Below are 21,831 nucleotides of genomic sequence, written 5' to 3'. Positions count from 1 at the left end.
AAACAAGAACAACCGCAGTCCCTCTTTATTTTTTGCTAAACCGCAAAAAAAGCTGCTCCTATTCAGGAGCAGCTTCCACTTATACTTGTTTAGCCAATAATCCAGTCAATATTTCGCCGAAAAACGCATTTTCTTCCGGTGTTCCTACTGATACACGGATATGTTCCGGCAATCCCCAAGTTTTGCCGTAGCGGACAATAACGCCTTTTGCCATCAGTTCTTTGTAAATTCTTTCACCTTCCGGACCTATATGTGCAAGAACGAAATTGCCCATACTCTTTGTGTAGGCCAATCCAAGGCTATCGAAGATTTTATATAATTGTTCTCTTCCTGCCTTATTGACCGATTGAGACGATCGGACATGTTCTGTATCGCCGATTGCCGCGGTTGCTGCAATTTGAGCAAGGCTGTTGACGTTGAACGGCTCTTTTACTTTTAAAATCGCTTGGATGATAAATTCTGGCGCAATGCCATAACCGACCCGAATTCCGGCAATGCCGTAAATTTTAGAAAAAGTCTGGAGCGTCAACACAGGATAACCTGCCTGGACAAACTCAATGCCGCTGGTGTATTCTGCTTCATCGGCAAAGTGGCTATAGGCAGCGTCAAATACTACAAGCGCTCCCTTTACCGAATTCAATAATTTTTCGATATCCGGCTTAGAAATATAGGTCCCTGTCGGATTATTGGGTGTGCATATATAAATCAGTTTCGTTTTTTCTGTTACAGCTGCAATCAATGCATCAACATCATAACGGAAATCTTCTGCGAACGGGACAGGAACAACTGTCGCACCCATGATGTGCGCTCCAAAATCATATTCACTAAAAGATGGCGAAGGAACAATTACTTCGTCTCCAGCCTCTAAAAAAGCTTCAGAAATCAACGTAATAAGTTCGTCGGCACCATTTGTCGGAATTACTTGCTGAGGGAGAACCCCATATTGATCGGCAATAGCCTGTTTCAACATAGATGCGTCTGCATCCGGATAACGGTTCAATTCCGACAAGCCATTCTGGATAGCTTCAAGCGCCTTTGGCGATGGTCCCAGCGGATTTTCGTTTGAAGCAAGCTTGATAACGCGCTCCAACCCTAACTCTTTTTGCACTTCCCATATCGGCTTGCCCGGTGAATAGGGCTCGATTGACTCTAAGGTTTTCCGCGGTTTGATGTTATTGGTCTGCTCCATGATGATTCCTCCAAAAACTTGATTTATTAGTTTATAAAAAAGTACGAATATTCACTTCATAGGTAATTATAACAGTCATAACCGCCAAATCAATGCAGCAAATTTGCTTCTTTGTTATTTACTTATCAAACCATATCGTTATGTCATAGTCTTCTATGAATTATTAAAAGTGAATTCTCCCTTTTGTCCGCTTTCCATTCTGGATCAAATGAAAATAGAGACCATTCACAAACGGAAACCATGGTCTAGAATGGCGGCTGTAAATTCTTTGCAGATAAATAAGTTGCTTCTTAAACCGTCATCAAACATCTGCAAGGACCGCCCAATTATTTGTTTCACCTTCTTAAATATGTTTTACTGTAACGAGACAAACGAAGAGGAGATCTTGCATGATCAAAAAAATGAAATTTACCTTAGCTCCTTTTCTTTTAGTATTGACGCTTGGGGCGTGTTCGGATAAAGAAAAAGCGGAATCAAAGGAAGAAACGGCTCCTGAAACGGCAGAACAACCCGAAACCTTAACTGAACAGCCGGCTTCAGAACTAGAATTGCCGGAGAATGATGAAGTTGCAGTAGTTGTCAATGAGGAAGAAGTGAAAGGCAATATCTACAGCAGCGTTGCCCGCCAATTGGAATCCTCTCTTGCTGCCCAAGGCCAAAATACAAGCAATGCGGACACTGCAGAGCAAGTAAAATCTCAGGCTATTACGGTAATTGTCAGCAATAAACTCATCATCCAAGATGCAGAAAAGAAAGGCCATAAAGCAGATGAAACCGTATTGAAAGAGCGCCTCGAAGAAATGAAGGGACAATTTGAAAATGAAGAAGCCATGAACAAGACATTGAAAGCTACCGGCTATACAATGGAAGACTTGGAAAATCAGCTCCGTGAACAGCTCGTCTACGAAAGTTATGTCTCTGAAGAAATTAGAAGCGGCGAAGTCACAGACGAGGAAGTGCAAAAAGCTTATGATAGCTTCGTTGAATCATCGGAACAAAAAGCTCCTGCTCTTAAAGAAATGGAGCCGGCCATCCGCCAATCCCTGGAACAGCAAAAAACACAAGATGCTGTATTCGCCCGTATTGAAGAATTGAAAAAAGATGCGAAAATCGAAATAAAAATTTAAAGGTCAACTGCATCAAGTTTTTCTGTATATTCCACCAAGAATCTGAACTTTCTGCGGGCGTTGATTCGCTTTATTCCTTTAGGATTCCGCCCGCTTGTTTTCAGCAGGAGCCTTTACTGTTTTACACCCTGTAGTTATCTTTAGAATCACATTTCACAGAAAATCCCCAGCCGAATTGAATGGCTGGGGATTTTTTTATAAGCTACTCGTGCAGTATGCCAGCACTTCCGCTTCTTCATCATCTTCTAAAGCGAACTCGAGCACATTGCGAGACAATTTATCGATAACGTTATAATGAACAATGCGAGTGCCGTTGTCGTCTGCCGCCAGAATAACCCGCAGCTCAAGGCCGCCCGGTGTATATAACTCGTCTTCCTCATCCACTTCGACGTCCAATAAAAATTCGTAGCGTTTGCCGACCATAATTCCTGTCGGGTCTTTTATTTCCTCAAAAACATGATTTGTAATTTCCATTGTTACACCTCCGTCCCTTTATTTTAGCTTGTCTCCGTTTTTTTTGATAGTGAAAGAATGAAACCAGCAAATGTTTGATAGATACGTGAAAGGGAATTATAAAAAAGTCAAAAAGCTAAAGGAGTGGACATACATGAACGTACTTGTAATTGGTGCAAACGGACAAGTTGGCCAGAAAATCGTAAAAGCATTGACTGAGTCGAAACATGAAGCGACAGCCATGGTCCGTAAAGAAGAACAGGTTGAGCACTTGAAAGAACTCGGTGCTTCCCGTGTTGTGCTCGGCAACCTTGAAGAAGACTTCAGCGATGCTTATGAAGGCGTGGACGCTGTTATTTTCGCAGCCGGTTCCGGCGGTTCGACTGGTGCTGATAAAACGTTGACTATCGATTTATGGGGAGCTGTCAAAGCGGCAAAATACGCAGAAGAAAAGGGCGTAAAGCGCTTCGTACAGTTGAGTTCAATGGGTTCTGACAATCCGGATGCTGGTGGAGAAGAAATGAAGCCTTATCTTGTTGCCAAGCGGGCAGCGGATGAACTGTTGCTGAATACCGGACTTGACTACACCATTGTCCGTCCCGGAGCTTTGGCTAATGAAGAGGCTGTCGGCAAAATTGAAATAGCTGAAGACGGATTTTCTTCAATGGAAGGGCGTTCCATTACTCGCGCCGACGTAGCGGCGCTTCTTGTCGAAATTCTTGATAAAAGCAACACCCACCATAAAATCTTCGAGGTGCTTCAAGGCGACCAAGCCATTGAAGATGCCTTGAAATCGTTGTAGCAGCAAGGTCTTTACCGATGAAGAAAAAAAGAGCGAATAGATTTTCGCTCTTTTTTGTGTTACGATAGGCAATACGATACTTAGAGGACGTGATAAATATGATTAATATTCAATTTCCAAAACCGGACATTACAATTACCCAGCGCAAACAAGAAGTCAATGGCGATGAGCTGGTTATCAAACCGATTTACGGCTTTATCGATTTGCACGAAATTCCACGCGATAAAGGCGGCATCATCCAGTTTTTCAATCATAGCGGAGAGCTTTTGTTTGTCGGGAAAGCCCGCAAACTTCGCCAACGTGTGAAAAAGCACTTGGAAGATACCGTTTCACCATTGAAAAACCATCGCGAAGAAATCCACCGCATTTCAGTGACAATCGTTGAAGATCCGATGGAACGCGACATTTATGAAACGTATTTAATCAATACGGAAAAAGCGAAATACAACGTAGATAAAGTGTTTTACAAAGATTGAAAAAACGGATACCCTCAGGGTGTCCGTTTTTTTTGTATTTTTACTTGTTAAGCCATTTCTTGAAGTAATGAAAACTATGCCCTTCTGGATGGTCTTCAATTACACCGAATTCCCGGAACCCCCGTTTCTTATAAAAACCTGGAGCTTGAAAGCTGAGAGTTTCTACAACCAATAAACGGCAGTTGAGCGAACGCGCATAATCCTCCATTTGCTGCATCAATTGGTTGGCAATCCCTTTTCCCCTTTCGGCTTTATCAACCCATAAAAAGTCGATATGCATATGCTGCCAATAACTTGTGCCGGTAACGCCTCCGATAATCTCACCGTTGTCGTTTCGCGCTATAAAACTGACTTGTTCCTTTGGTGATTTTACCGCATCCGACAAGCTGGCCATATTGTGTTCAATCACTTTTGAACGGATAAATTCACGGTCTTCCTGAACTTCCTGCTTTCTGATTTCCATCTCTTCCCCACCTTTCTTGTTGTTTCCTCCTCTATTCTCTCATGTGTTTTCCTACTTGTGAACGAAGCTTTAACAATCATGTTTTATCTAACTGTGCATTCGGGAATAATACTTTATCAAATTCTGTCTACTGGAGGAAACCGAATGTCAGCTCACACAAAGGAATCTTTTCCGGCAAGATGCAAAAGCGAATACGCCCCTTTACGTCGCGCTGTTTTATGTCCCCCCCGTTTTATGGCAATCAAAGAAGTGATTAATACTGTCCAAGAAAGTTATAAAGATGAAAATATCGACATAAAAAAAGCACTGTCTCAACATTCTGCATTCGTAGAAGCGCTGCAAGCAAACGGGGTTGATGTCGTATTATTGGAGCCGGCTCCTCAATTCCCTGAACAAGTTTTCACTCGCGATATCAGCTTCACAGTCAGCCAAAAAATCTTTCTTGGCGCAATGGCTTCAGAAATTCGGCAAGGCGAAGAAGAAAAATTGAAGGGTTGGCTTGAAGACAACCGCATTCCTTTTGAACGGCTTTCCGGTTCTCCAATGGAAGGTGGCGATGTGCTGCTTGATCACAATAAACTATTTGTCGGCATCAGTTCAAGGACCTCCGAACAGGTCATTCAGGAATTGCAGCAGAACTTGCCGACCCATAACATAACGCCGATTCCTTTTAACGAGGAGTACTTGCATTTGGATTGTGTCTTTAATATCCTGTCTCCTACAGAAGCCCTCATCTTCCCTGAAGCTTTAAGCTCTAAAACCATCAATCAACTTGCTGATCATTACGATTTGATCCGTGTAAGCCGCGAAGAACAATTTTCTCTTGGTGTGAATGTCTTGTCTATCGGAAACAAGCGTGTTTTTAGCCAACCGCAAAATGCCGGAGTGAACCGGCAGCTTGCGTCACGTGGCTACCAGATAATCGAAGTCGACTTTTCGGAAATCATTAAATCCGGCGGTGCCTTCCGCTGCTGCACAATGCCGCTTGTCCGAGACTGATAAAAAAACCTGACTCGTATTTGCGAGTCAGGTTTCACCAAGGAATTCCATTTGCTTTTAAGACGGTCAAAATGCTTCCATGGCCCATATTTTCTTACTTTACGCCGGCTTCCCGCTTCAGTGCTGAAACAAAGCTTTTTAACAATTTCACTCCATCCGGCGTACCGATCGATTCAGGGTGAAATTGCAAACCGAACACCGGATAATCGCAATGCTGAATAGCCATAAGGGAATTGTCATCTGATGCTACAGCCTGAACTTCAAAGCAGTCTGGCAAGGTTTCCGGTTCAAGCACAAGTGAATGATAGCGCATTACTGGCAACGGAACCGGCAAATCGGCAAACAAGCCTTTGTTTTGATGGGTAACAGGCGACACTTTGCCATGCCGGATAACAGGAGCCTGCACCACATTCCCTCCAAACGCCGCACCCAGCAATTGATGCCCTAAACAAATGCCGAGAAGCGGAATGGATTTGTATGCTGCTTGGATAAGGCGGATTGATTCAGGCAAAGCGTCAGGATGCCCGGGCCCAGGAGATAAAATAATTGCTTCGGGCTTTTTCGCAAGAAGTTCCTCCACCGGCAAAGCGTCATAGCGGACCACTTCTACTTCCAGCCCCATCTCCGCAACAGCTTGATAAATGTTATACGTAAACGAATCGTAATGATCGATTAGCAAAATCATCCGAACACCTCCGTTAATGAACGCGCTTTATGAAGCGTTTCTTCATATTCTGCCTGCGGATTAGAATCATAGACAATGCCCGCTCCCGCCTGCACGTGCACTTGGCCGTCTTTCATTACAAACGTTCTAATGGCCAATGCGACATCCAAGTTGCCATTGAACCCAAGATAACCGATAGCGCCTCCGTAAACCCCGCGCCGGTCTTCTTCAAATTTCTGGATCAGTTGCATCGCCCGGACCTTTGGAGCCCCGGAGACGGTGCCTGCAGGCAAACAAGACACCAATGCATCGAGCGGATGCATGGTCTTATTCAACTGGCCAGTTACTTCAGATACTAAGTGCATAACGTGCTGGTATTTTTCAATGACCATGTATTTTGGAATGGCGACACTGCCAATTTCAGCGACCCGGCCGACATCGTTACGGCTTAAGTCGACAAGCATTTGATGTTCTGCCCGTTCTTTTTCATCATTCGACAGTTCGTCAGCCAACATATTGTCTTCCGCTTCCGTTTTACCGCGCTTGCGCGTACCGGCAATCGGATTGGTTACCATCTCTCCGTTTCGTATGGTCAATAAACTTTCAGGAGATGCACCAACAATGGCGTAATCATCAAATTCTACAAAAAATTGATAAGGCGATGGGTTTTGTTTGCGCAGTTTCCTGTACAACGTGAATGCGTCCCCTTTATAAGTGGCGGACAAGCGCTGTGACAACACCAATTGAAACACATCGCCTTTGCGGATATGATCTTTCGCCTGTTCTACCTGGGACCGAAACATAGCTGCGTCAGTTTTTGAATGGAATTGCAGCGGCTGCTGGTCATCAATTCCTTCCATTTGTTCCGGCAAACTCAGTTCTTGTTCGATTTGATCCAATTTGTCTTCAAAGGAAATGATGGTGACATCATGTTTCATATGATCGAATACAACAAGCGTTTCGTATAAATGCAAATGCAAGTCCGGCATTTGGAGGCTATTTTTCCTCGGTGAGTCGATAGGTTCATACGCTTGGATGGCGTCGTATCCAATATAGCCGAGAGCGCCGCCGGTAAACGGCAATCCTTCGACCTCCGCTTCATATACCGGCATTTTGCTTTTCAACAGTTCCAATGGTTTTCCATCAAATTCTGTTTCGCTGCCAGTTCTGTAGTCTATCTCAATTAAAGAATTCCCATTGCCGATGAAACTTTTTGAAGGATCCGCTCCTATAAATGAATACCGTCCGGAAGCTGTCGTCTTTAAGGAACTTTCCAACAAACATTTTCGTGGCCCTGTCAGCCGGTTAAACACCGCAATCGGTGTTAGCGAATCTCCATTAATCTTCCTCATCTTCATCTCTGCTCATCTCCTCTAAGTTAAAAACCGAAGCAGCCGTTTAGTCAATATGCGCTAGCCCATATTGCCGCTGCAGCCAAATTGCGAAACGCACCTGGACAATAAAAAAGTCCCCTGCCAGGAACAGAAACATTCCTTGCAGAGGACGGATATGACCGCGGTACCACCTCACGTTAAAGCTAAAATAGCTTTCCCTTAATCCCCAGTAACGCGGGGCAACGGATTCCGCTAATAAAAGTTCACGGAATCTCTCATAAGTCCATTCACGCATATTCCTCGCCAGTTTCCACCTGCCACTGGCTCTCTCTAGAGGTTGATGATGCGCTACTCTTCTTATTCAGCGATTTGCTCAGCTATGCTCAACTCAACTAGACTTTGGCGATGCCGCTCCCGGCACCTTCTACCATCCGTCCAAAAAGGTTGAATCCATCTTATTTGATATCCTGCTGGTTGTCAACAGAATTAATTCAGTTATTCGATAATTTTGTCTTTATGTGTACCTTTAAGGTATTCTAGTTGGGAGGGGAAGTTTCATAAAAAGACGAGGAGGAACAAAGATGAAAAGAAAGTATTCTTCTGTAGTGCTTGTACTCTTATCCGTGCTGTTGATTCTTTCCGGATGTGCCGGTGAAAGCACCAGTAACAACAACAGTGAGGGTGGGTCAACAACGCAAATTAACTTTATGCACTGGCGCGGGGAAGACAAAGCCGTATTGGATGGAATCATTGCAGAGTTTGAAAAAGCGAATCCAGACATCACTGTCGAAATGACTATTTATCCTTCTGATCAATATATGGCAACTGCTCAGCGGATGCTGCAGGAAGGTTCGACCGGAGATGTGTTCACATCATTTCCTGGCGCGCAATTTGAATCACTTCAAAAAGCAGGCGTATTTGAAGATTTGAGCGGAGAAGAGTTTGTTTCTAATTTTGACGAAAACTTAATTACTGTCGGACAAAAAGACGGCAAACAGCTGGCCCTTCCATATCAGCTTGTATTTAATATGCCAATTTACAATAAAGGAATGTTCGATGAACTCGGCTTAGAAGTTCCGAAAAGCTGGGAAGAATTCCAAGCACTTTGCGACACTTTGCTCGAAAACGGCATTACGCCGATCGCTTTCCCAGGAGCAGACATTGGACCAAACCAGTTTATGAACAGTATGATGATGAATAATGCACCTGATGAAGATATTTTCGCCAAGTTGCAAAGCGGCGAAGAAAAACTGACCAATGAGTGGTGGGTCAAAACGCTAGAAGATTTCCAGTTGCTTGAACAAAAAGGTTATATTCAAAAAAATGCGCTTGGGACAAACCAAGACTCAGCGATGCAGATGGTCGCCAGCGAAGAAGCAGCGATGCTTGCTACTGGGTCTTACCACATGGCTTCTCTTATCGGATTAAATCCTGACCTTCAGTTGGATCTGTTAGCTCCTATCACCGTTGAAGAAAGTGAAGCCCAATATGAGGGCATCAACACAGCAACATTCATGCTTGCTGTGAACAGCAATTCCGAGAAAAAAGAACAAGCGAAAAAATTCATTGATTTTGTTAGCCAGCCAGAGAACGCTGCAAAATACGCAAATGAAACCGGCCAGCATTTAACAGTCAAAGATGTTAAATACGAATCTGAAGTACTTAAAAATACGGCGTACTGGATCACGGATAAAACAACAAGATTCCAACCACGCTTTTTAATTACAAATGCTCAAGTCGAAGATGCTGTACTTAGCTCGATTGAAGACGTATTGGGTGGAGCAGAGCCAATGGATGCAGCAGAGGCTGCCCAGAAAATCGTAGACGAAAACAGGGAATGATTGCATGAAAATTTCAAAATCCATTTATATGTTTTTTATACCAGGGTTCATCTTATATAGCATTTTCTTTCTTTATCCAACCGTAAGCGCGCTGTTTTATTCACTTACTGACTGGGACGGGTTCAGCCCGTCCTTCCAGTTTGTTGGGTTGGATAACTACAGTCGTGCGTTTACCGGAGATTCGATTTTCTTGAAGACCATCGGCAATAACTTGAAATTCATGTTGGTTGTAGTGATCTTCCAGACGCTTGTCGCTTTAGCCTTTGCGCTGATTGTGCTGAAGAATACGAAGACGACTATTTTTCTGCGGGCACTGTACTTTTTCCCGACAATCTTATCGTCTGTTTCGGTCGCATTTATCTGGTCGTTTATCTATGACCCATCGCTAGGAATCTTAAATCAACTTCTGGAGTTGATTGGTCTTGGTTTCTTGACGCAAAACTGGCTTGGAGATGCCAACTTAGCCATTTATTCGCTGGCGATCACCCAGGTGTGGTTCCATGCTGGACAAATGCTCATCATCTTTGTAGCCGGGCTGCAAGCCATACCGCAAGACTTGTACGAAGTAGCGAAAATCGAAGGAGCAAGCAAATGGCAGACATTTACTAAAGTTACATGGCCGTTGCTTGCCCCTTCCGCTACGATAGTTGTGGCCTATACGACCATTCAATCGTTCAAAGCCTTTGATCTAGTCTTTGCCATGACTCGCGGAGGTCCCAACAACTCAACGGAAATTATCGCTACGTACATTTACAAAGTGGCCTTTAGAAGTTTCCAATTCGGTTATGCAAGCGCTATTTCTGTTATATTCATGGTCATTATCGCCATCATTACGTACTTGCAATTCAAGGCACTGCGATCGGACCGTATATCTTATTAATGAAAGGAGGACAACAATGTGATTTTTCGAAAATCCGCTCTTGCTGTCTATGCATTGTTGATCTTAATTCCATTGCTGGTCGTTGTGCTGACTTCTGTTAAAACGCTTCAGCAAACGTTCGCCAACCCACTAGGCATTCCAGAAGGCGGGCTGCAATTCAGTAATTACGTGAATATTTTCCAAGAACAGACGATGGCCGGTTATTTTATGAACAGTGCTGTCGTCACACTGTTTTCCGTTTCGCTCACTTTACTTTTCGCATCGATGGTTGCATACGGTATTACTCGACTCAATAATTGGATTGGCAACCTATTATTCCTCCTGTTCACAATTGGAATGATGGTGCCGGCACAAGTGAGCATGGTTCCGCTTTACTCCTTGATGCTTGACTTGAATTTGACGAACAGTTTGGTCGGACTGATTCTTGTTAATATCTCATCAACATTGCCAATTGCAGTTTTTATTTTGACCGGCTTCATGAAGACCTTGCCAAAAGAACTATTCGAAGCTTCCACAATGGATGGGGCGGGAAATTGGAAAGTGTTCACCACTATCGTTATTCCGCTGTCTTTGCCCTCATTGTCGGCTACCGCTATCTTCCTGTTCGTAATGCACTGGAATGATTTGCTGTATCCGCTTTTGTTCATCACAGACAACGCGTATAAAACATTGCCTCTTGCTTTGCTTGAATTCCAAGGGCAATACGCCACCAATTATCCGATGCTTTTTACAGGAGTTATCATCGCTTCGGCTCCGATGGTCGTGGCGTACGTCTTCCTTCAACGATTCTTTGTTGCCGGCATAACCGCTGGTGCAGTAAAAGGCTAAATAAAAAGCTGATGTTCCGCACTCAACAACGCGGAACATCAGCTTTTTTGGTTACCATAACATCGGTTTATCCACCATGAACCAAAGCATCAGCAACAGGAGAAAAATATAGATCCATAAGGACTGATTCAGTTTTTTGATGAGCGCTGCTTGATTGGCTTCTGGTTCATCAAACTTCCGCAACACGGGCGTAAAGGCACGGGCCAAGAAAAAAATCGACCCCACCATGACTCCAAGCGTCAATGCCACCCAAGACGTTGACCATTGCCAGGCACTTTGCCAAATGAGCAAAGCTCCGCTGGCCACTAAAACGTGTCCGGCATGTTTAACAAGGCGAGTGGCCGACTTAAATGTGGCGATTTGCGATTGCAAAACTGCCCCCTCTGCCGCCTCCATCCGCTTTACCAGCGGAACTAGCACAAAAAACGGGCCAATTGATAAAATCGCGCTCATAATATGGGCATACAGCAGAATAGAGTACATCTTTTAGCCCTCAGATACCTGGCTAAATTCATGGACCCACACCTTCATATCCGGTGTCCATGGCATGCCTGGATGAAACGACAAAATTGTTTGCTTATAAGCTTCAACGCTGTCATAGCCCTCTTGTTTTGCCATTTCATCCGTCAATTCGCCGAGAGTTTGCCTGTAAACTTGCTCCACTTTGAATTTACGGCCTTCGAGAACCATGATTTCCCCGATGTCCACGTATCGGCCGTTGCGGCGGGTCGCTGTTTTTTCGCCCCCCAATACTTTTTTCACGTCTTTTTTATTAGTAACCAACCGCTCAATGCTGCACGTTTTTGGTGGCATTTCATTATTCAAGATTTCTTTCATTGCTTTACCCAACCCTTTCATTATCCTTTGACCATTATAACGAACAATCACAGAGACGTGGCATTTCTTATAGTAAAAAAGGATTTTTCCAAGCCTGAGACGAATAAAACAAAGAGAGTCGATTTGTTAAAGGAGGGAACGCTTTGTTTATCCGCCAGCCATTTGATGAATTTTTAGAGATGAAGTATGAGCGGACAACCGAAAATAGCGTTAAAGTCACGTTGCCGGTCAAACCCCTATTTGTTAACAGCATCGGCGTTATCCATGGAGGCATCATTTCCACACTTGCGGATGTTGCGCTCTGCAACACTGTTGCTCCTGATGCAAATGGCAAACAGACAGTTGTAACGGTCGATTTGACGGTAACATTTATAAAAGCTGCTAAGTCCGAGTTTCTGACAGCCCGCGCATTTGCTGTCAAGAAAGGGCGCAACTTAACCCATGCTGATTGCATGATCCATGATGATAAGGACAACCTCATTGCCAAAGCAAAAGCTGTCCTCTTTAATCATTAAGAAGGATTCAAAAGTATAATGCTTTTGAATCCTTCTTTTTGCTTACTTTTTCAGTTCGTAATGCAGCTGTGCAAACTGTCCCCATTGCTGAACCTTATTCAGGCGGTATTCGATTTCAAAATCGAGTTCTTGAAACAATGGAATGCCTTTGCCGATAAGCGTCGGCGCAATAGAGATAATGAATTCATCAATCAGCTTTTCTTTTAAGAAACCGTGAATGAGGTTTCCTCCGCCAACTACCCAAATATCTTTTCCCGGCTCTTGTTTCAGCCTTTCTGCAAAGAGCGCAATTTCTTCATTTGTATACTTGACCTGTTCTGTTTGCTTTTTTTCTGTAGCAGAAAAAACATAGCACTGTTTGTCTGGATAAGGGTTTTTTCCGCCTTCTGCCTCCATCACCCAGTCATACGTACGGCGGCCCATTACCACCGTATCAATGGTTTCTATGAATTCCCCATAACCTGCATCGCCTTCTCCTTCTACTTTGAACAGCCATTCGAGCGAATCTTCTTTCGTTGCGATATACCCATCCAAACTAATGGCGATATAACATACGATCTTGCGCTGATTTGGCATCTTTCCCTCTCCTTTTTAAGCTATTCAAATAGCAGCGTAAATCTTTGAAAAAGATTTGCATTCAATAAAAAGAAGCGCCGTAATGATGAATCACTTTTTTTGTATGTAAGCTGGTGGAAGAAGGCAATTGATCAAGGGCAAAAAAGTCGATTTCTGAAGACCTGTCTCTACCCTCTAGAGGAAGTGGTGTTCGGATATCTCTGGAGCAGTAATTGATTGTTAAGGAATATAACTGGTCGCCATTCGGCATTTCTTGGAAATATTTTTCACCTGAGAAAATACCCAATAAACTCAATTCACCAATTTCGATTCCCGTTTCTTCTTTGACTCCACGCCGTCCTGCTTCTTCGGTGGTTTCAGCCAGTTCCATAAAATTAACAGGCAAAGACCAACTGCCATCTTCTCCTTTTTTCAGCAGGATGGAGCCTTCTTTATCCAGTACAACTAGTGAAGTTTTAACCGCCAACAATGGCTCATGACCGACTTTCCCCCTGAGATTCTCGATATAACGCATAGTATCCCCCCTTGCTAGAATGCATAATGGCAGAATAATAAAATGATTATTTTGTCAATTTTAACACAAGTTATTTTATTTAACAGCAATGAGCCTGAAGGCTCTAAAGAAAAAACAAAGGTTCGTTTTTGACAATAGCCCTGATTAGTTTTACGGTTGAAGAAATGATTAGAACGGAGGTATGTAGATGAAAAAAATTGTCATTGTGTCAGATACCCATATCCCGATGCGTGCAAAAAAATTGCCTGAAATTTTAATTGACGCATGTCAGAAAGCGGATTTTATCATTCATGCAGGAGATTGGCAGACATTGGATGTCTATTATGAGTTTGCGGCTTATGCAGAAACAGACGGTGTTACCGGCAATGTAGACCCATGGGAAATCCTGGATCGCTTCGGCAAGAGCAAAATTTTCACGTTTGGTGACCTTCGTATAGGTGTGGTTCATGGCGATGGCATTCGCCAAACAACGGAACAACGAGCGTTAGAAACATTTCGTGATGAAGAAGTAGACATAATTGTGTTTGGCCATTCCCACATACCGGTAATGCGCGAAGTGAACGGTGTCGTATTGTTCAATCCTGGCTCTCCTACCGACAAACGCATGCAGCCCCAGTATTCTTTCGGCTTACTTGAAATTGGAGAGGCTTGGGAATTGAAACACGTCTTTTTTGATAAAGAAAGCTAAAAACCCGGTCTGCTTTAAAAGCGGACCGAGTTTTTTTCGCAGTTTTGCATTAATACAAAACCAAGCTTTTTTAATGCTGTTTCTAAATTGGATTCAATCAGGATTCCTTTCAAATTAGCAGCGAAATGTGGAATCTTCAAGGCCATATATGGCTGGATGCCTGTAATAACTGGAACAATTCCAATTACCTGCAAGATATTCACTAACTTCAACAAATATTCACCGACTGATGTGTTAATCTGGGAAACTCCTGAAACATCGATGATCAAATACTCTAAATTTATTTCGCCTGTTTTCATAAGTATGTCATCAATGATCGTTTGCGCCCGTTGTGTCGTGATTTCTCCAATAACCGGCAAAATAGCTACACCCGTTGTAACAGGAACCAACGGCGATGAAAGGGTTTTGATTTGATTGTTTGCTTTCTCAAGTTCCAAAACGTAAGTCAATAACGCCGACATCGTCTCAAATGTATATAAATTTTCTTCTGAAAACTCAAATGGCACATTATCTAACCCGCAAATGGTCCCGTAAATTTCACCGCTCTCGTAATAGACAGGAATGCCGATGAATGAACCATTGCCGAAATGGGCAGCAATCTCTAATGACTCAGTCAATTTGCTCTTGGAAATGTCTTCGATAACCAATGGCTTTTCCCCGTAGTTAAGGCTAAGGCTGCAAAACGTATTTTTCAGCGGCAGCAATGTGCCTTCTACCACAAGCTCTTTCTTAGCATTTCGGGATTTCACGATTTCATTTGTTTGGCCGTCGTTTTTGGCGATGAATAACGTGTTGATTTTCAGTTGCTTGCTGAGCATTTCCAGAATATTTTCTGCTGCTTCGTCAAAATTGCGAAAGCTGCGTTTTCTTGTGTTTTCTTGTGAAGCCATCCTTTCATTCCTCCTACTACATATCTCCTATAAACATTGACTATTATTCTTATAAACATACTATTGATTTTTACTATTTGCAAATAACGCCTTAGGGCCCAGCATGGAACTTTTCATAAGTAGAAGGTTCGGCCGATTGGAGAAAGGGTATAGCATTATAACCCACTCTGGAGGTGATAGCAGTTGTTGCCGAACTCTATTGAAATTGAATTAGTTCAACAATCAGACACCGTCATTGATTTTACTTGGACCTATACCGGCGATACATGCCGCGTGACACGTGATGAAGAAGTGATCTATACCGGAACCCAAAACTCTCTAAAAGACGAGAATTTGCAGCGCGGCGAATTATACACTTATACTATCGAACGGTTAGATGCTGAAGAAAAAACAATCGAAAAAATCAAAATGCAGACTGGCACCGAAAACCATGTCGATGATTTTGTTAACCGCTTGCAACAAATTGCCATAACAACCATCTTATCCCGATCGAAAATTGTACTCGCTTGGGGTGCTATTGAAGGAATTGAGGAATTCGAAATTTATCGGGACGGTGAGCTTATAGCAACCGTCGCTAAAAATCAATTTACGGACCGTAATGCTGAACCCGATCAGACCTACACTTACTGGATTCGCGGCAAACGCCCACTTGAAAGATCTGAAGAAAGTTTTAAAGCTGAAAAGTCTGTCGTTGCCAGGATCTTTGGTTTGTTGAACGTGAACTCTTCTCCAGAACAAGCGGCAGAAGAAGAATTCTGGATAACAAAGAAAGTAGGAAGCTGCGACCAAATGTTAACCGAAGAAGAACAACCGAAAACTGAGCTGCAATATCCGATTTGGCACTTCCGCTATACTACTTTCCTTCCACAGGAATATTTGCCGAGCCCTAATCCTCTGTCTCCTAATCGTTATTTTGCAGGAGATGGCCGCGGCTTCGATCCTGAATCCAAGCACTACCGGACACAAGTGAACTTTTCGCTTGAAATGACAGAAGGCGGTGCTGTCCTGGAATACGAAAAAGACGTAGGGACAAGTATCGCTTATGATTGGCGGAAAAAATTTCGAAAAGCGGATGTTGCCTCGTCAGAAGGCATTGTTTTGGAGAAAGTGAAAGAAGATCCGCACAAAGTTTCAATTTCGTTGAAACACAGTGTCGGAAATCCGCTCACTACCTCACCAAATATCGATTATGGAATTTCGGCGACTTTTTACCGGACAGGTTATTATGACATTATCGGTATCCACGACCAGGCGCCTAACCACGAAGTATATATACGAAAGAGTCAAGATGATGATTGGGAACAAATTCATGAAGCCGAAAGCAAAGGACTGGCTTGGATGTCAGAAGCCATTGCAAGCCAATATTGGCGGATCTCTACATTTGAATAACCCCGTTAACACATGAAAACAATCCGAAACGCACCAGCTGTTTCGGATTGTTTTTTTACTTATCTAAAAATCTTTTTCGGATATGCGGAGGCGGCAACATGCAACTGTTCAGTTTTCCAAATACTTTATAGCGATTTTTGGCAAACGTATCATAAGCGCTATCTCTTATGAAACGTGGTACTGATTTCAAATAGAAAGCCAATTTCCATAACCCGGTCAAGTGATGTGAAATTCTTAGAGCACCATCAGTCTTGATGTAGGCCTGGCCATTTTCAATCAATACTAAGCTGTCAACATCATCCGGAATTTGATATTCTTTTCTAAGTTTCATACCAACATCACTTTGCAGGGATGCGAAATGGTAATAACCTGCGGGGTCGTGTTGTATTATGAACTGGACACTCGAGTCGCAGAAGTTGCAATCTCCGTCAAACAACACAATGGCATGATCCATTTTCTCTCCTCCTTCATGTTAAACTCGTTATTAATTATAAATAACCTCTTTCAAGAACATTAAAACACTGCTCATTAGAAAGTACTGATGGCTCTCGATAAAAAACACTTTCCAGACAAAAGAATACTAGTGTTTTATGGAATAAAAATGCGCGTATGGCAGGCTCCTTCGCTCCAGAGCCTGGAGTAAGATTGGGAGACGAAGCGCCTTGCATCAGCTACTTCTGCAGTAGGAGCAGCATATTGAAATCGTTTCCTGGATTCAAGCAAGACACCAACCGGGCAGGCCCGGTTGGTGTCACCTATCATTCTTCATAATTTCCAGATTTTTTCTGGAATTTGATCAGAATGTCTTGTTAAGCCTTCTATGCTCTTTTTATTCTAATAGTGAACGGCTTATATAAAAGATTCTGGTTCCTGCCGCTGCCTTCTATTTCCCTGGAAATACTCTCTCCTTACCAGAAGGTTTTTTATTCTCTCTTTGCTTTTTCAACAAAAGACCTTGGCTCCTGAAAGCCAAGGTCTAGAGTAATATTAATCGTTGCTTTTCTCTTCGTAAAAATCTTCCATGTCCTCATCTTCTCCAGGCTGGTCTTGCGGCCCGTCTGATGACCCATAATCTTCAACATCTTGAAAAGTGTTCGTGAAGTCTTCCAGACGCTCATCTTCCTGCTTTACAGGATTGTCAGTAGAGCCAGTTAAAACATCTTCTTCAGGAGGGCGGCTCGTCAAATCCGGCTCCTGATTCGCATGGTCGATGCACGTCAGAGCCGTCGGCAACGCTTCAAGCCGCTCAAACGGAATTTCTTTTCCACATTCCGTACATTTCCCGTATGTTCCTGCCTCTATTGCTGCCAAGGCAGCTTTTGTATCATCTATTTCGCTTTCTTTGAATTGTGTAAGCGCTAGACCTCGTTCCATATCGAACAAATCGGTTGCTGAGTCTCCTGGATGGTTATCGTAATTAGAAAGCTCGGTCGTATCAAATTCCTCTGTATGCTGAACGCGTCTTTCGAGTGATTCTAATTGATCGGTCAATTGGTCTTTTAATTGGGTTAGTTGCTCGTCCGTCATTGTGATTCCTCCTCAAAAACTTGCTTGTTTTGTATATTGCCTATTTTGAAGAAATCAAACCTGGCCAGCTTGCTCTCAGTGCTCGTCAAAACGGTCAAGCAGGCTCAATAAATATTCATCCAAGCGGTGTTGAATCAACTCATCGGATAATCCTATCATTCCAAATTCGAGCCAGCCTGTATAAACAGATGGCGGTCCATCCAGAATATCAATCAAAGAAAGCAAGTCCCAATATGGATGATACTTAAACGATTCTTTCGAATAGTTCTGATAAGCTGCTAAAAATCGGTCAGCTGTAGATACTCCATAAAGCTGCGCCAAGTTTACGCGGCAATGGCCTACATCAACTCCGATTGGTCCTACACAAGCATTGACCCAGTCCACCACCCCAGTTATTTTACCGCCTTCCCATAAGACATTTGATGGATGATAATCCCGATGGATAAACGACAGTTGCGTTTGCGGACGGATGCCGGCTGCAATATAAAAAGCTCGCATCCATTCATTTGGCACCTTTGACCATAACGGCCGCTCCATTGTTAAAGCATTGTTATAGGAAAAGTGTTCAAACGGAAACTCTTCCCCCTCTGTTTTATGGATTTTAGCAAGAGTTAATGCTAATTCGTCGATCCATACCTGTTCTTCCATGGGCTGCAATACCACTTCACCATTAATTTTAGTCATTAATGTAGCCGGCAACCCACACTCTTCGCCTGTCTGGTCGAAGGCAATCAATTGGGGTACAGTGATGCCCCTGCATCTCATGTATTGTAAACTTTCAGCTTCATGCTGGGCCAAGTCCGGTTCTTGCTCAAGCCATTCCTTGTTTGAAAACATGCGCAAGACATAGCTCTCTGTTTTATCAGCACGACAGACCAAAAGCTCTCGCAATGTCGAAGAGGTTCCTCCGGCAATAGGTTGAACGCGTTGGATTTTCGCTCCTTCTCCGATGGATTTCACTACCCAATCGAGAGTTTTTTTCGGCAATGTAATGTTCATCCACTCCCTGCTCCTTCCTGCTTTTTTCTTCGCAAATTGGGTTTCTTACACCCATCAGACATCAAATTACAAGATCCTGTAATGCTCCGTTCTTAGCCCATACCCCACTCACGCTATTGATACTCTTTCTTCCGGCTAACTGGCAGATGGCTGTGGAACTTCTGGCTTTCCCCATATATTTGAGTGGACATGTTTCCAGGAAGAAACTCTCAACTTTTGCCATTTGCATAAGCAGGAGAAAAAGCTATCAGACGCTAAAGGCCGAAAACCGGAATTGACAGGTTATGCAAAGTCTTATAGTATGGGTTAGTAAAATCAAATAACCCGGTTCCGGGAGAGGTTCATAGCATTTCACCCTCTATAAAAAACTATGGATTGTTGAAACTCAGCCAAATCCAGATGCGATTCGGCTTTTTCTTTTGTCCATTTTTTATAGGCCGCTCTCAAACCGGCATTTTCAAGGAGGCCTTTTCAATGGCAGGAAGAAACGAAGACACATTAGACCATCTATCACTTCTCGGCAATCAAAACACAAAATATAAATTCGAATACGATCCGGATATTCTTGAGCCGATCGATAATTTGCACACACGCGACTATTTCGTGAAATTCAATTGTCCTGAATTTACTTCACTGTGCCCACAAACCGGACAACCGGATTTTGCGACCATCTACTTGAGCTTTATCCCGGACAAAAAACTAGTGGAAAGCAAGTCTTTAAAGCTGTACTTGTTCAGTTTCCGGAATCACGGTGATTTCCACGAAGACGTTGTCAATATTATCATGAACGATTTGATCAAACTGATGGATCCCCGCTATATCGAAGTATGGGGGAAATTCACGCCACGCGGCGGGTTGTCGATTGATCCTTACACCAACTATGGCAAGCCAGGAACAAAATACGAAGAAATGGCTTCCTATCGTATGATGAACCATGACATGAACCCGGAAACCATCACGAACCGTTAAGCCTAATAAACCGAATTACAAAGAAAAGCCGGAAGCATCTATGCTTCCGGCTTTATATATTCAAACTCTATGCTTTTTGAAGTTCGGAAACTTGAGGCTGATCGGTAACTTTCCTGGTTTTCATGACGATCAGATCCGCAAGAATTGGCAGATGGTCGGAAACGCCTGTATCCATGACCGCGGTCTGGGCGACGTCAAATTCTCCGTCCATGAAAATATAGTCAATGCGCGTCACCGGCTTCAACTGTTCGCCGGTAGCTTCGTTATTGTAAGACGCGGGATACGTGTAAGCATCCCCTCTTTTCATTTTCAAAAAGACGTCTGTATAGCCTTGTTTCATCTTTTTCATTTGCTCGTGATCCGGCGCCGCGTTGAAATCCCCTGTAATGATTCTAGGGAAACGGCTTGTTCCCGCTATGCTGAGAAGTTCACCCACACTCACTTCAAGCTCTTCATCCTTAAAAGCCAAATGGGTGTTAAAAACGCTAACATATGTCCCTTTTACGTCAATGACCGCTTCAAGGACGCCTCTTTGCTCATTATGGCCAATCGGAGTGATCACTTGGCGCAAAAGATGATTTTCAAAATACTTAATGGGGTACTTGCTTAAAATCGCATTCCCGTATTGAGGTCTTGGCATATCCAATGTTTCGTGATCTAGATCCAATGTCGGCCCAAAAGCGGCATGCATCCCTAATCTTTTACTGAGCCAATCCACTTGATCCACAAAAGAACTACGTGCTGAAAAATGACGGTCTACTTCCTGCAAGGCGACAATTCCTGCGCAGGAGTCTTCAATTACTGAAGCAGTTTTCTCCAAATCGACTACACCATTCATCCCTAATCCATGAGCGATATTGAATGACATTACCTTTACAGAAACGATTGGAGCCCTATTCTTCTCAGCCACTATAATCCTCTCCCTTTCGAATAAAACAAGTTATAGGCTAAAGTGTTATAAATATAATTATAGCAAAGATACCATGCAAATGTGTTTACTTTATGTAAATTTTATGAATTTTTTATTAATTCTATCCTGAAAACAAAGTGGGCCTAATTAATTAGGCCCACTTTGTTGTACATCTTATAACTTTATTTAAAATTTGTATAAATGTGGATTGCATCTCTTAGAAATTTAGCAGTTCCTGGCTGGCCTTTGTCATAATAAGCAGTAAACCGTTCATCATCAACATACATTTGCGCAAGACCGGCATGCGCTTCTTTGCTGTACTTCGGCCAAGTAAACATCAACCACCGCTTATGGAGCTTAGCCGCTTTTTGTGCAGCCGGACTTTCGGGGTCGCCGGTTTTTAATGCTTCCGCCAGTGTTGTCTGAAGTTCTTCTCCTAAGCGAATAAATTCCGCATACTGCCCCTCTGTCATGTTCATCATCTTGGCATTGGAAGCATCAATCGTTTCGTCGCCATACTTCCCCCGGATTTCACTTCCGTACTGGTTTTCGTTGTCCTCGATCAGCTTTTCCTTAAAACCGGTGAATTTGTCTTTGTCAGCCATTTGGCTCTTCCCTTCTGTTGCGGAAATGGTGTTTTCCACATTACTGATCAAGAGGTCCAGCTGTTGGCGTTTTGCGAGAAGCTGCTCCCGATGCTGCTTTAAAGCAGCAGAACCGTCAAATTGCGGGTCGTTGACAATTTTTTTGATGCCTTCCAACTCAAGTCCAAGTTCGCGATAAAAGAGGATTTGCTGCAGCTTATCGACTTCCGGTTTTCCATAGATGCGATATCCGGATGAATTTTTTCTTGCCGGCTTCAGAATTCCGATTTCATCGTAATACCTTAATGTCCTAGAACTGACCCCCGCTAGTTCCCCCAGCTTTTGAACGGTGTATTCCATCTCCTCACCTCCTGATA

At 43.2% G+C, this 21,831-nt stretch carries 26 protein-coding genes, 1 riboswitch and 1 other annotated feature; of the genes, 11 read left to right on the top strand and 15 right to left on the bottom strand.

All coding sequences use genetic code 11. From position 1 onward, the window contains the following. Positions 1 to 79: 79 nt before the first annotated feature. Positions 80 to 1,189, bottom strand: coding sequence for a histidinol-phosphate transaminase (hisC, locus tag B0H99_RS07845; protein WP_106533097.1), 1,110 nt, complete (start codon positions 1,187 to 1,189; stop codon positions 80 to 82). Positions 1,190 to 1,578: 389 nt separating this feature from the next. Here hisC and B0H99_RS07840 point away from each other — a divergent pair, with 389 nt between their 5' ends. Continuing rightward, entirely contained in the window at positions 1,579 to 2,316 is a 738-nt protein-coding gene (locus tag B0H99_RS07840) for a SurA N-terminal domain-containing protein (protein ID WP_106533096.1), read from the top strand. Between the two features lie 195 nt (positions 2,317 to 2,511). Here B0H99_RS07840 and B0H99_RS07835 read toward each other — a convergent pair whose 3' ends face one another. Then, entirely contained in the window at positions 2,512 to 2,790 is a 279-nt protein-coding gene (locus B0H99_RS07835) for a DUF6509 family protein (RefSeq protein WP_106533095.1), read from the bottom strand. A gap of 133 nt (positions 2,791 to 2,923) precedes the next feature. Between B0H99_RS07835 and B0H99_RS07830 the strand changes: the two genes are divergently transcribed. Both B0H99_RS07830 and B0H99_RS07825 read left to right on the top strand, forming a co-directional pair. Beyond that, positions 2,924 to 3,571 carry an SDR family oxidoreductase gene (locus tag B0H99_RS07830; protein ID WP_106533094.1) on the top strand — a complete coding sequence of 216 codons (648 nt, stop codon included), beginning with the start codon at positions 2,924 to 2,926 and terminating at the stop codon, positions 3,569 to 3,571. Between the two features lie 92 nt (positions 3,572 to 3,663). After that, the gene (locus tag B0H99_RS07825; RefSeq protein WP_245894471.1) at positions 3,664 to 4,047 is read left to right on the top strand and encodes a nucleotide excision repair endonuclease; all 384 of its coding nucleotides are present in this window, start codon (positions 3,664 to 3,666) and stop codon (positions 4,045 to 4,047) included. Positions 4,048 to 4,087: 40 nt separating this feature from the next. On the opposite strand, the gene B0H99_RS07820 is transcribed toward B0H99_RS07825, so the two are convergent. Further along, complete coding sequence (locus tag B0H99_RS07820) at positions 4,088 to 4,510, bottom strand: GNAT family N-acetyltransferase (protein WP_106533092.1); 423 nt, start codon at positions 4,508 to 4,510, stop codon at positions 4,088 to 4,090. Positions 4,511 to 4,654: 144 nt separating this feature from the next. Here B0H99_RS07820 and B0H99_RS07815 point away from each other — a divergent pair, with 144 nt between their 5' ends. Further along, on the top strand, positions 4,655 to 5,509 hold the full coding sequence (locus B0H99_RS07815; RefSeq protein ID WP_106533091.1) for a dimethylarginine dimethylaminohydrolase family protein: 855 nt from the start codon (positions 4,655 to 4,657) through the stop codon (positions 5,507 to 5,509). Between the two features lie 94 nt (positions 5,510 to 5,603). Here B0H99_RS07815 and B0H99_RS07810 read toward each other — a convergent pair whose 3' ends face one another. Both B0H99_RS07810 and trpE read right to left on the bottom strand, forming a co-directional pair. After that, positions 5,604 to 6,194, bottom strand: coding sequence for an anthranilate synthase component II (locus tag B0H99_RS07810; RefSeq protein ID WP_106533090.1), 591 nt, complete (start codon positions 6,192 to 6,194; stop codon positions 5,604 to 5,606). Further along, the gene (trpE, locus tag B0H99_RS07805; RefSeq protein ID WP_106533089.1) at positions 6,191 to 7,531 is read right to left on the bottom strand and encodes an anthranilate synthase component I; all 1,341 of its coding nucleotides are present in this window, start codon (positions 7,529 to 7,531) and stop codon (positions 6,191 to 6,193) included. The genes B0H99_RS07810 and trpE overlap by 4 nt, the downstream gene beginning before the upstream one ends. A gap of 138 nt (positions 7,532 to 7,669) precedes the next feature. Continuing rightward, positions 7,670 to 7,881: a binding site (T-box leader), on the bottom strand. A 207-nt stretch (positions 7,882 to 8,088) separates the two neighbouring features. Between trpE and B0H99_RS07795 the strand changes: the two genes are divergently transcribed. From B0H99_RS07795 to B0H99_RS07785, 3 genes are read left to right on the top strand one after another with little or no spacing between them, the layout of a single operon-like run. Then, positions 8,089 to 9,348: an ABC transporter substrate-binding protein gene (locus B0H99_RS07795; protein ID WP_106533087.1), complete on the top strand. Its 1,260-nt coding sequence runs from the start codon at positions 8,089 to 8,091 to the stop codon at positions 9,346 to 9,348. Between the two features lie 4 nt (positions 9,349 to 9,352). Then, a complete protein-coding gene (locus B0H99_RS07790; RefSeq protein WP_181313617.1) occupies positions 9,353 to 10,228 on the top strand; it encodes a carbohydrate ABC transporter permease in 876 nt (291 codons plus the stop codon). 18 nt (positions 10,229 to 10,246) lie between these two features. Next, positions 10,247 to 11,056: a carbohydrate ABC transporter permease gene (locus B0H99_RS07785; RefSeq protein ID WP_106533086.1), complete on the top strand. Its 810-nt coding sequence runs from the start codon at positions 10,247 to 10,249 to the stop codon at positions 11,054 to 11,056. Between the two features lie 51 nt (positions 11,057 to 11,107). Here the strand turns inward: B0H99_RS07785 and B0H99_RS07780 are convergent, their stop codons facing one another. Together B0H99_RS07780 and B0H99_RS07775 are read right to left on the bottom strand one after the other, a co-directional pair. Continuing rightward, complete coding sequence (locus B0H99_RS07780) at positions 11,108 to 11,539, bottom strand: hypothetical protein (protein ID WP_106533085.1); 432 nt, start codon at positions 11,537 to 11,539, stop codon at positions 11,108 to 11,110. A 3-nt stretch (positions 11,540 to 11,542) separates the two neighbouring features. Next, positions 11,543 to 11,893, bottom strand: a complete 351-nt coding sequence (locus B0H99_RS07775; protein ID WP_106533304.1) for an ASCH domain-containing protein — start codon at positions 11,891 to 11,893, stop codon at positions 11,543 to 11,545. 143 nt (positions 11,894 to 12,036) lie between these two features. On the opposite strand from B0H99_RS07775, the gene B0H99_RS07770 reads away from it, so the two are divergent. Further along, positions 12,037 to 12,408 carry a PaaI family thioesterase gene (locus B0H99_RS07770; protein ID WP_245894453.1) on the top strand — a complete coding sequence of 124 codons (372 nt, stop codon included), beginning with the start codon at positions 12,037 to 12,039 and terminating at the stop codon, positions 12,406 to 12,408. Positions 12,409 to 12,450: 42 nt separating this feature from the next. Here the strand turns inward: B0H99_RS07770 and B0H99_RS07765 are convergent, their stop codons facing one another. After that, complete coding sequence (locus B0H99_RS07765; RefSeq protein ID WP_106533084.1) at positions 12,451 to 12,984, bottom strand: dihydrofolate reductase family protein; 534 nt, start codon at positions 12,982 to 12,984, stop codon at positions 12,451 to 12,453. Between the two features lie 61 nt (positions 12,985 to 13,045). Continuing rightward, positions 13,046 to 13,498: an NUDIX domain-containing protein gene (locus tag B0H99_RS07760; protein WP_106533083.1), complete on the bottom strand. Its 453-nt coding sequence runs from the start codon at positions 13,496 to 13,498 to the stop codon at positions 13,046 to 13,048. 187 nt (positions 13,499 to 13,685) lie between these two features. On the opposite strand from B0H99_RS07760, the gene B0H99_RS07755 reads away from it, so the two are divergent. Beyond that, positions 13,686 to 14,186: a metallophosphoesterase family protein gene (locus B0H99_RS07755; RefSeq protein WP_106533082.1), complete on the top strand. Its 501-nt coding sequence runs from the start codon at positions 13,686 to 13,688 to the stop codon at positions 14,184 to 14,186. A gap of 14 nt (positions 14,187 to 14,200) precedes the next feature. Here the strand turns inward: B0H99_RS07755 and B0H99_RS07750 are convergent, their stop codons facing one another. After that, complete coding sequence (locus B0H99_RS07750) at positions 14,201 to 15,076, bottom strand: STAS domain-containing protein (RefSeq protein WP_106533081.1); 876 nt, start codon at positions 15,074 to 15,076, stop codon at positions 14,201 to 14,203. 183 nt (positions 15,077 to 15,259) lie between these two features. Here B0H99_RS07750 and B0H99_RS07745 point away from each other — a divergent pair, with 183 nt between their 5' ends. Continuing rightward, the gene (locus tag B0H99_RS07745) at positions 15,260 to 16,465 is read left to right on the top strand and encodes a DUF3238 domain-containing protein (RefSeq protein ID WP_245894452.1); all 1,206 of its coding nucleotides are present in this window, start codon (positions 15,260 to 15,262) and stop codon (positions 16,463 to 16,465) included. A 55-nt stretch (positions 16,466 to 16,520) separates the two neighbouring features. Here B0H99_RS07745 and B0H99_RS07740 read toward each other — a convergent pair whose 3' ends face one another. From B0H99_RS07740 to B0H99_RS07730, 3 genes are all read right to left on the bottom strand, one after another. Then, complete coding sequence (locus tag B0H99_RS07740; protein ID WP_106533080.1) at positions 16,521 to 16,919, bottom strand: thiol-disulfide oxidoreductase DCC family protein; 399 nt, start codon at positions 16,917 to 16,919, stop codon at positions 16,521 to 16,523. A 533-nt stretch (positions 16,920 to 17,452) separates the two neighbouring features. Further along, positions 17,453 to 17,992, bottom strand: coding sequence for a TraR/DksA C4-type zinc finger protein (locus B0H99_RS07735; protein WP_106533079.1), 540 nt, complete (start codon positions 17,990 to 17,992; stop codon positions 17,453 to 17,455). A gap of 75 nt (positions 17,993 to 18,067) precedes the next feature. Continuing rightward, positions 18,068 to 18,991 (bottom strand): aminoglycoside phosphotransferase family protein, encoded by a 924-nt coding sequence (locus B0H99_RS07730; RefSeq protein ID WP_106533078.1) that lies wholly within the window; start codon positions 18,989 to 18,991, stop codon positions 18,068 to 18,070. Between the two features lie 330 nt (positions 18,992 to 19,321). Then, positions 19,322 to 19,369, top strand: a riboswitch (PreQ1 riboswitch). A 96-nt stretch (positions 19,370 to 19,465) separates the two neighbouring features. Here B0H99_RS07730 and queF point away from each other — a divergent pair. After that, positions 19,466 to 19,960, top strand: a complete 495-nt coding sequence (gene queF / locus B0H99_RS07725) for a preQ(1) synthase (RefSeq protein WP_106533077.1) — start codon at positions 19,466 to 19,468, stop codon at positions 19,958 to 19,960. Between the two features lie 67 nt (positions 19,961 to 20,027). Here queF and B0H99_RS07720 read toward each other — a convergent pair whose 3' ends face one another. Together B0H99_RS07720 and B0H99_RS07715 are read right to left on the bottom strand one after the other, a co-directional pair. Continuing rightward, complete coding sequence (locus tag B0H99_RS07720) at positions 20,028 to 20,870, bottom strand: endonuclease/exonuclease/phosphatase family protein (protein ID WP_245894450.1); 843 nt, start codon at positions 20,868 to 20,870, stop codon at positions 20,028 to 20,030. Between the two features lie 182 nt (positions 20,871 to 21,052). Next, positions 21,053 to 21,814: a MerR family transcriptional regulator gene (locus tag B0H99_RS07715; RefSeq protein WP_106533075.1), complete on the bottom strand. Its 762-nt coding sequence runs from the start codon at positions 21,812 to 21,814 to the stop codon at positions 21,053 to 21,055. Positions 21,815 to 21,831 lie beyond the last annotated feature (17 nt).

The organism is Planomicrobium soli, from assembly GCF_003014655.1.
Lineage (GTDB): Bacteria > Bacillota > Bacilli > Bacillales_A > Planococcaceae > Planococcus > Planococcus soli_B.
Note: the sequence above shows the minus strand (reverse complement) of the source record. Positions and strands in the feature narration are given on the sequence as shown.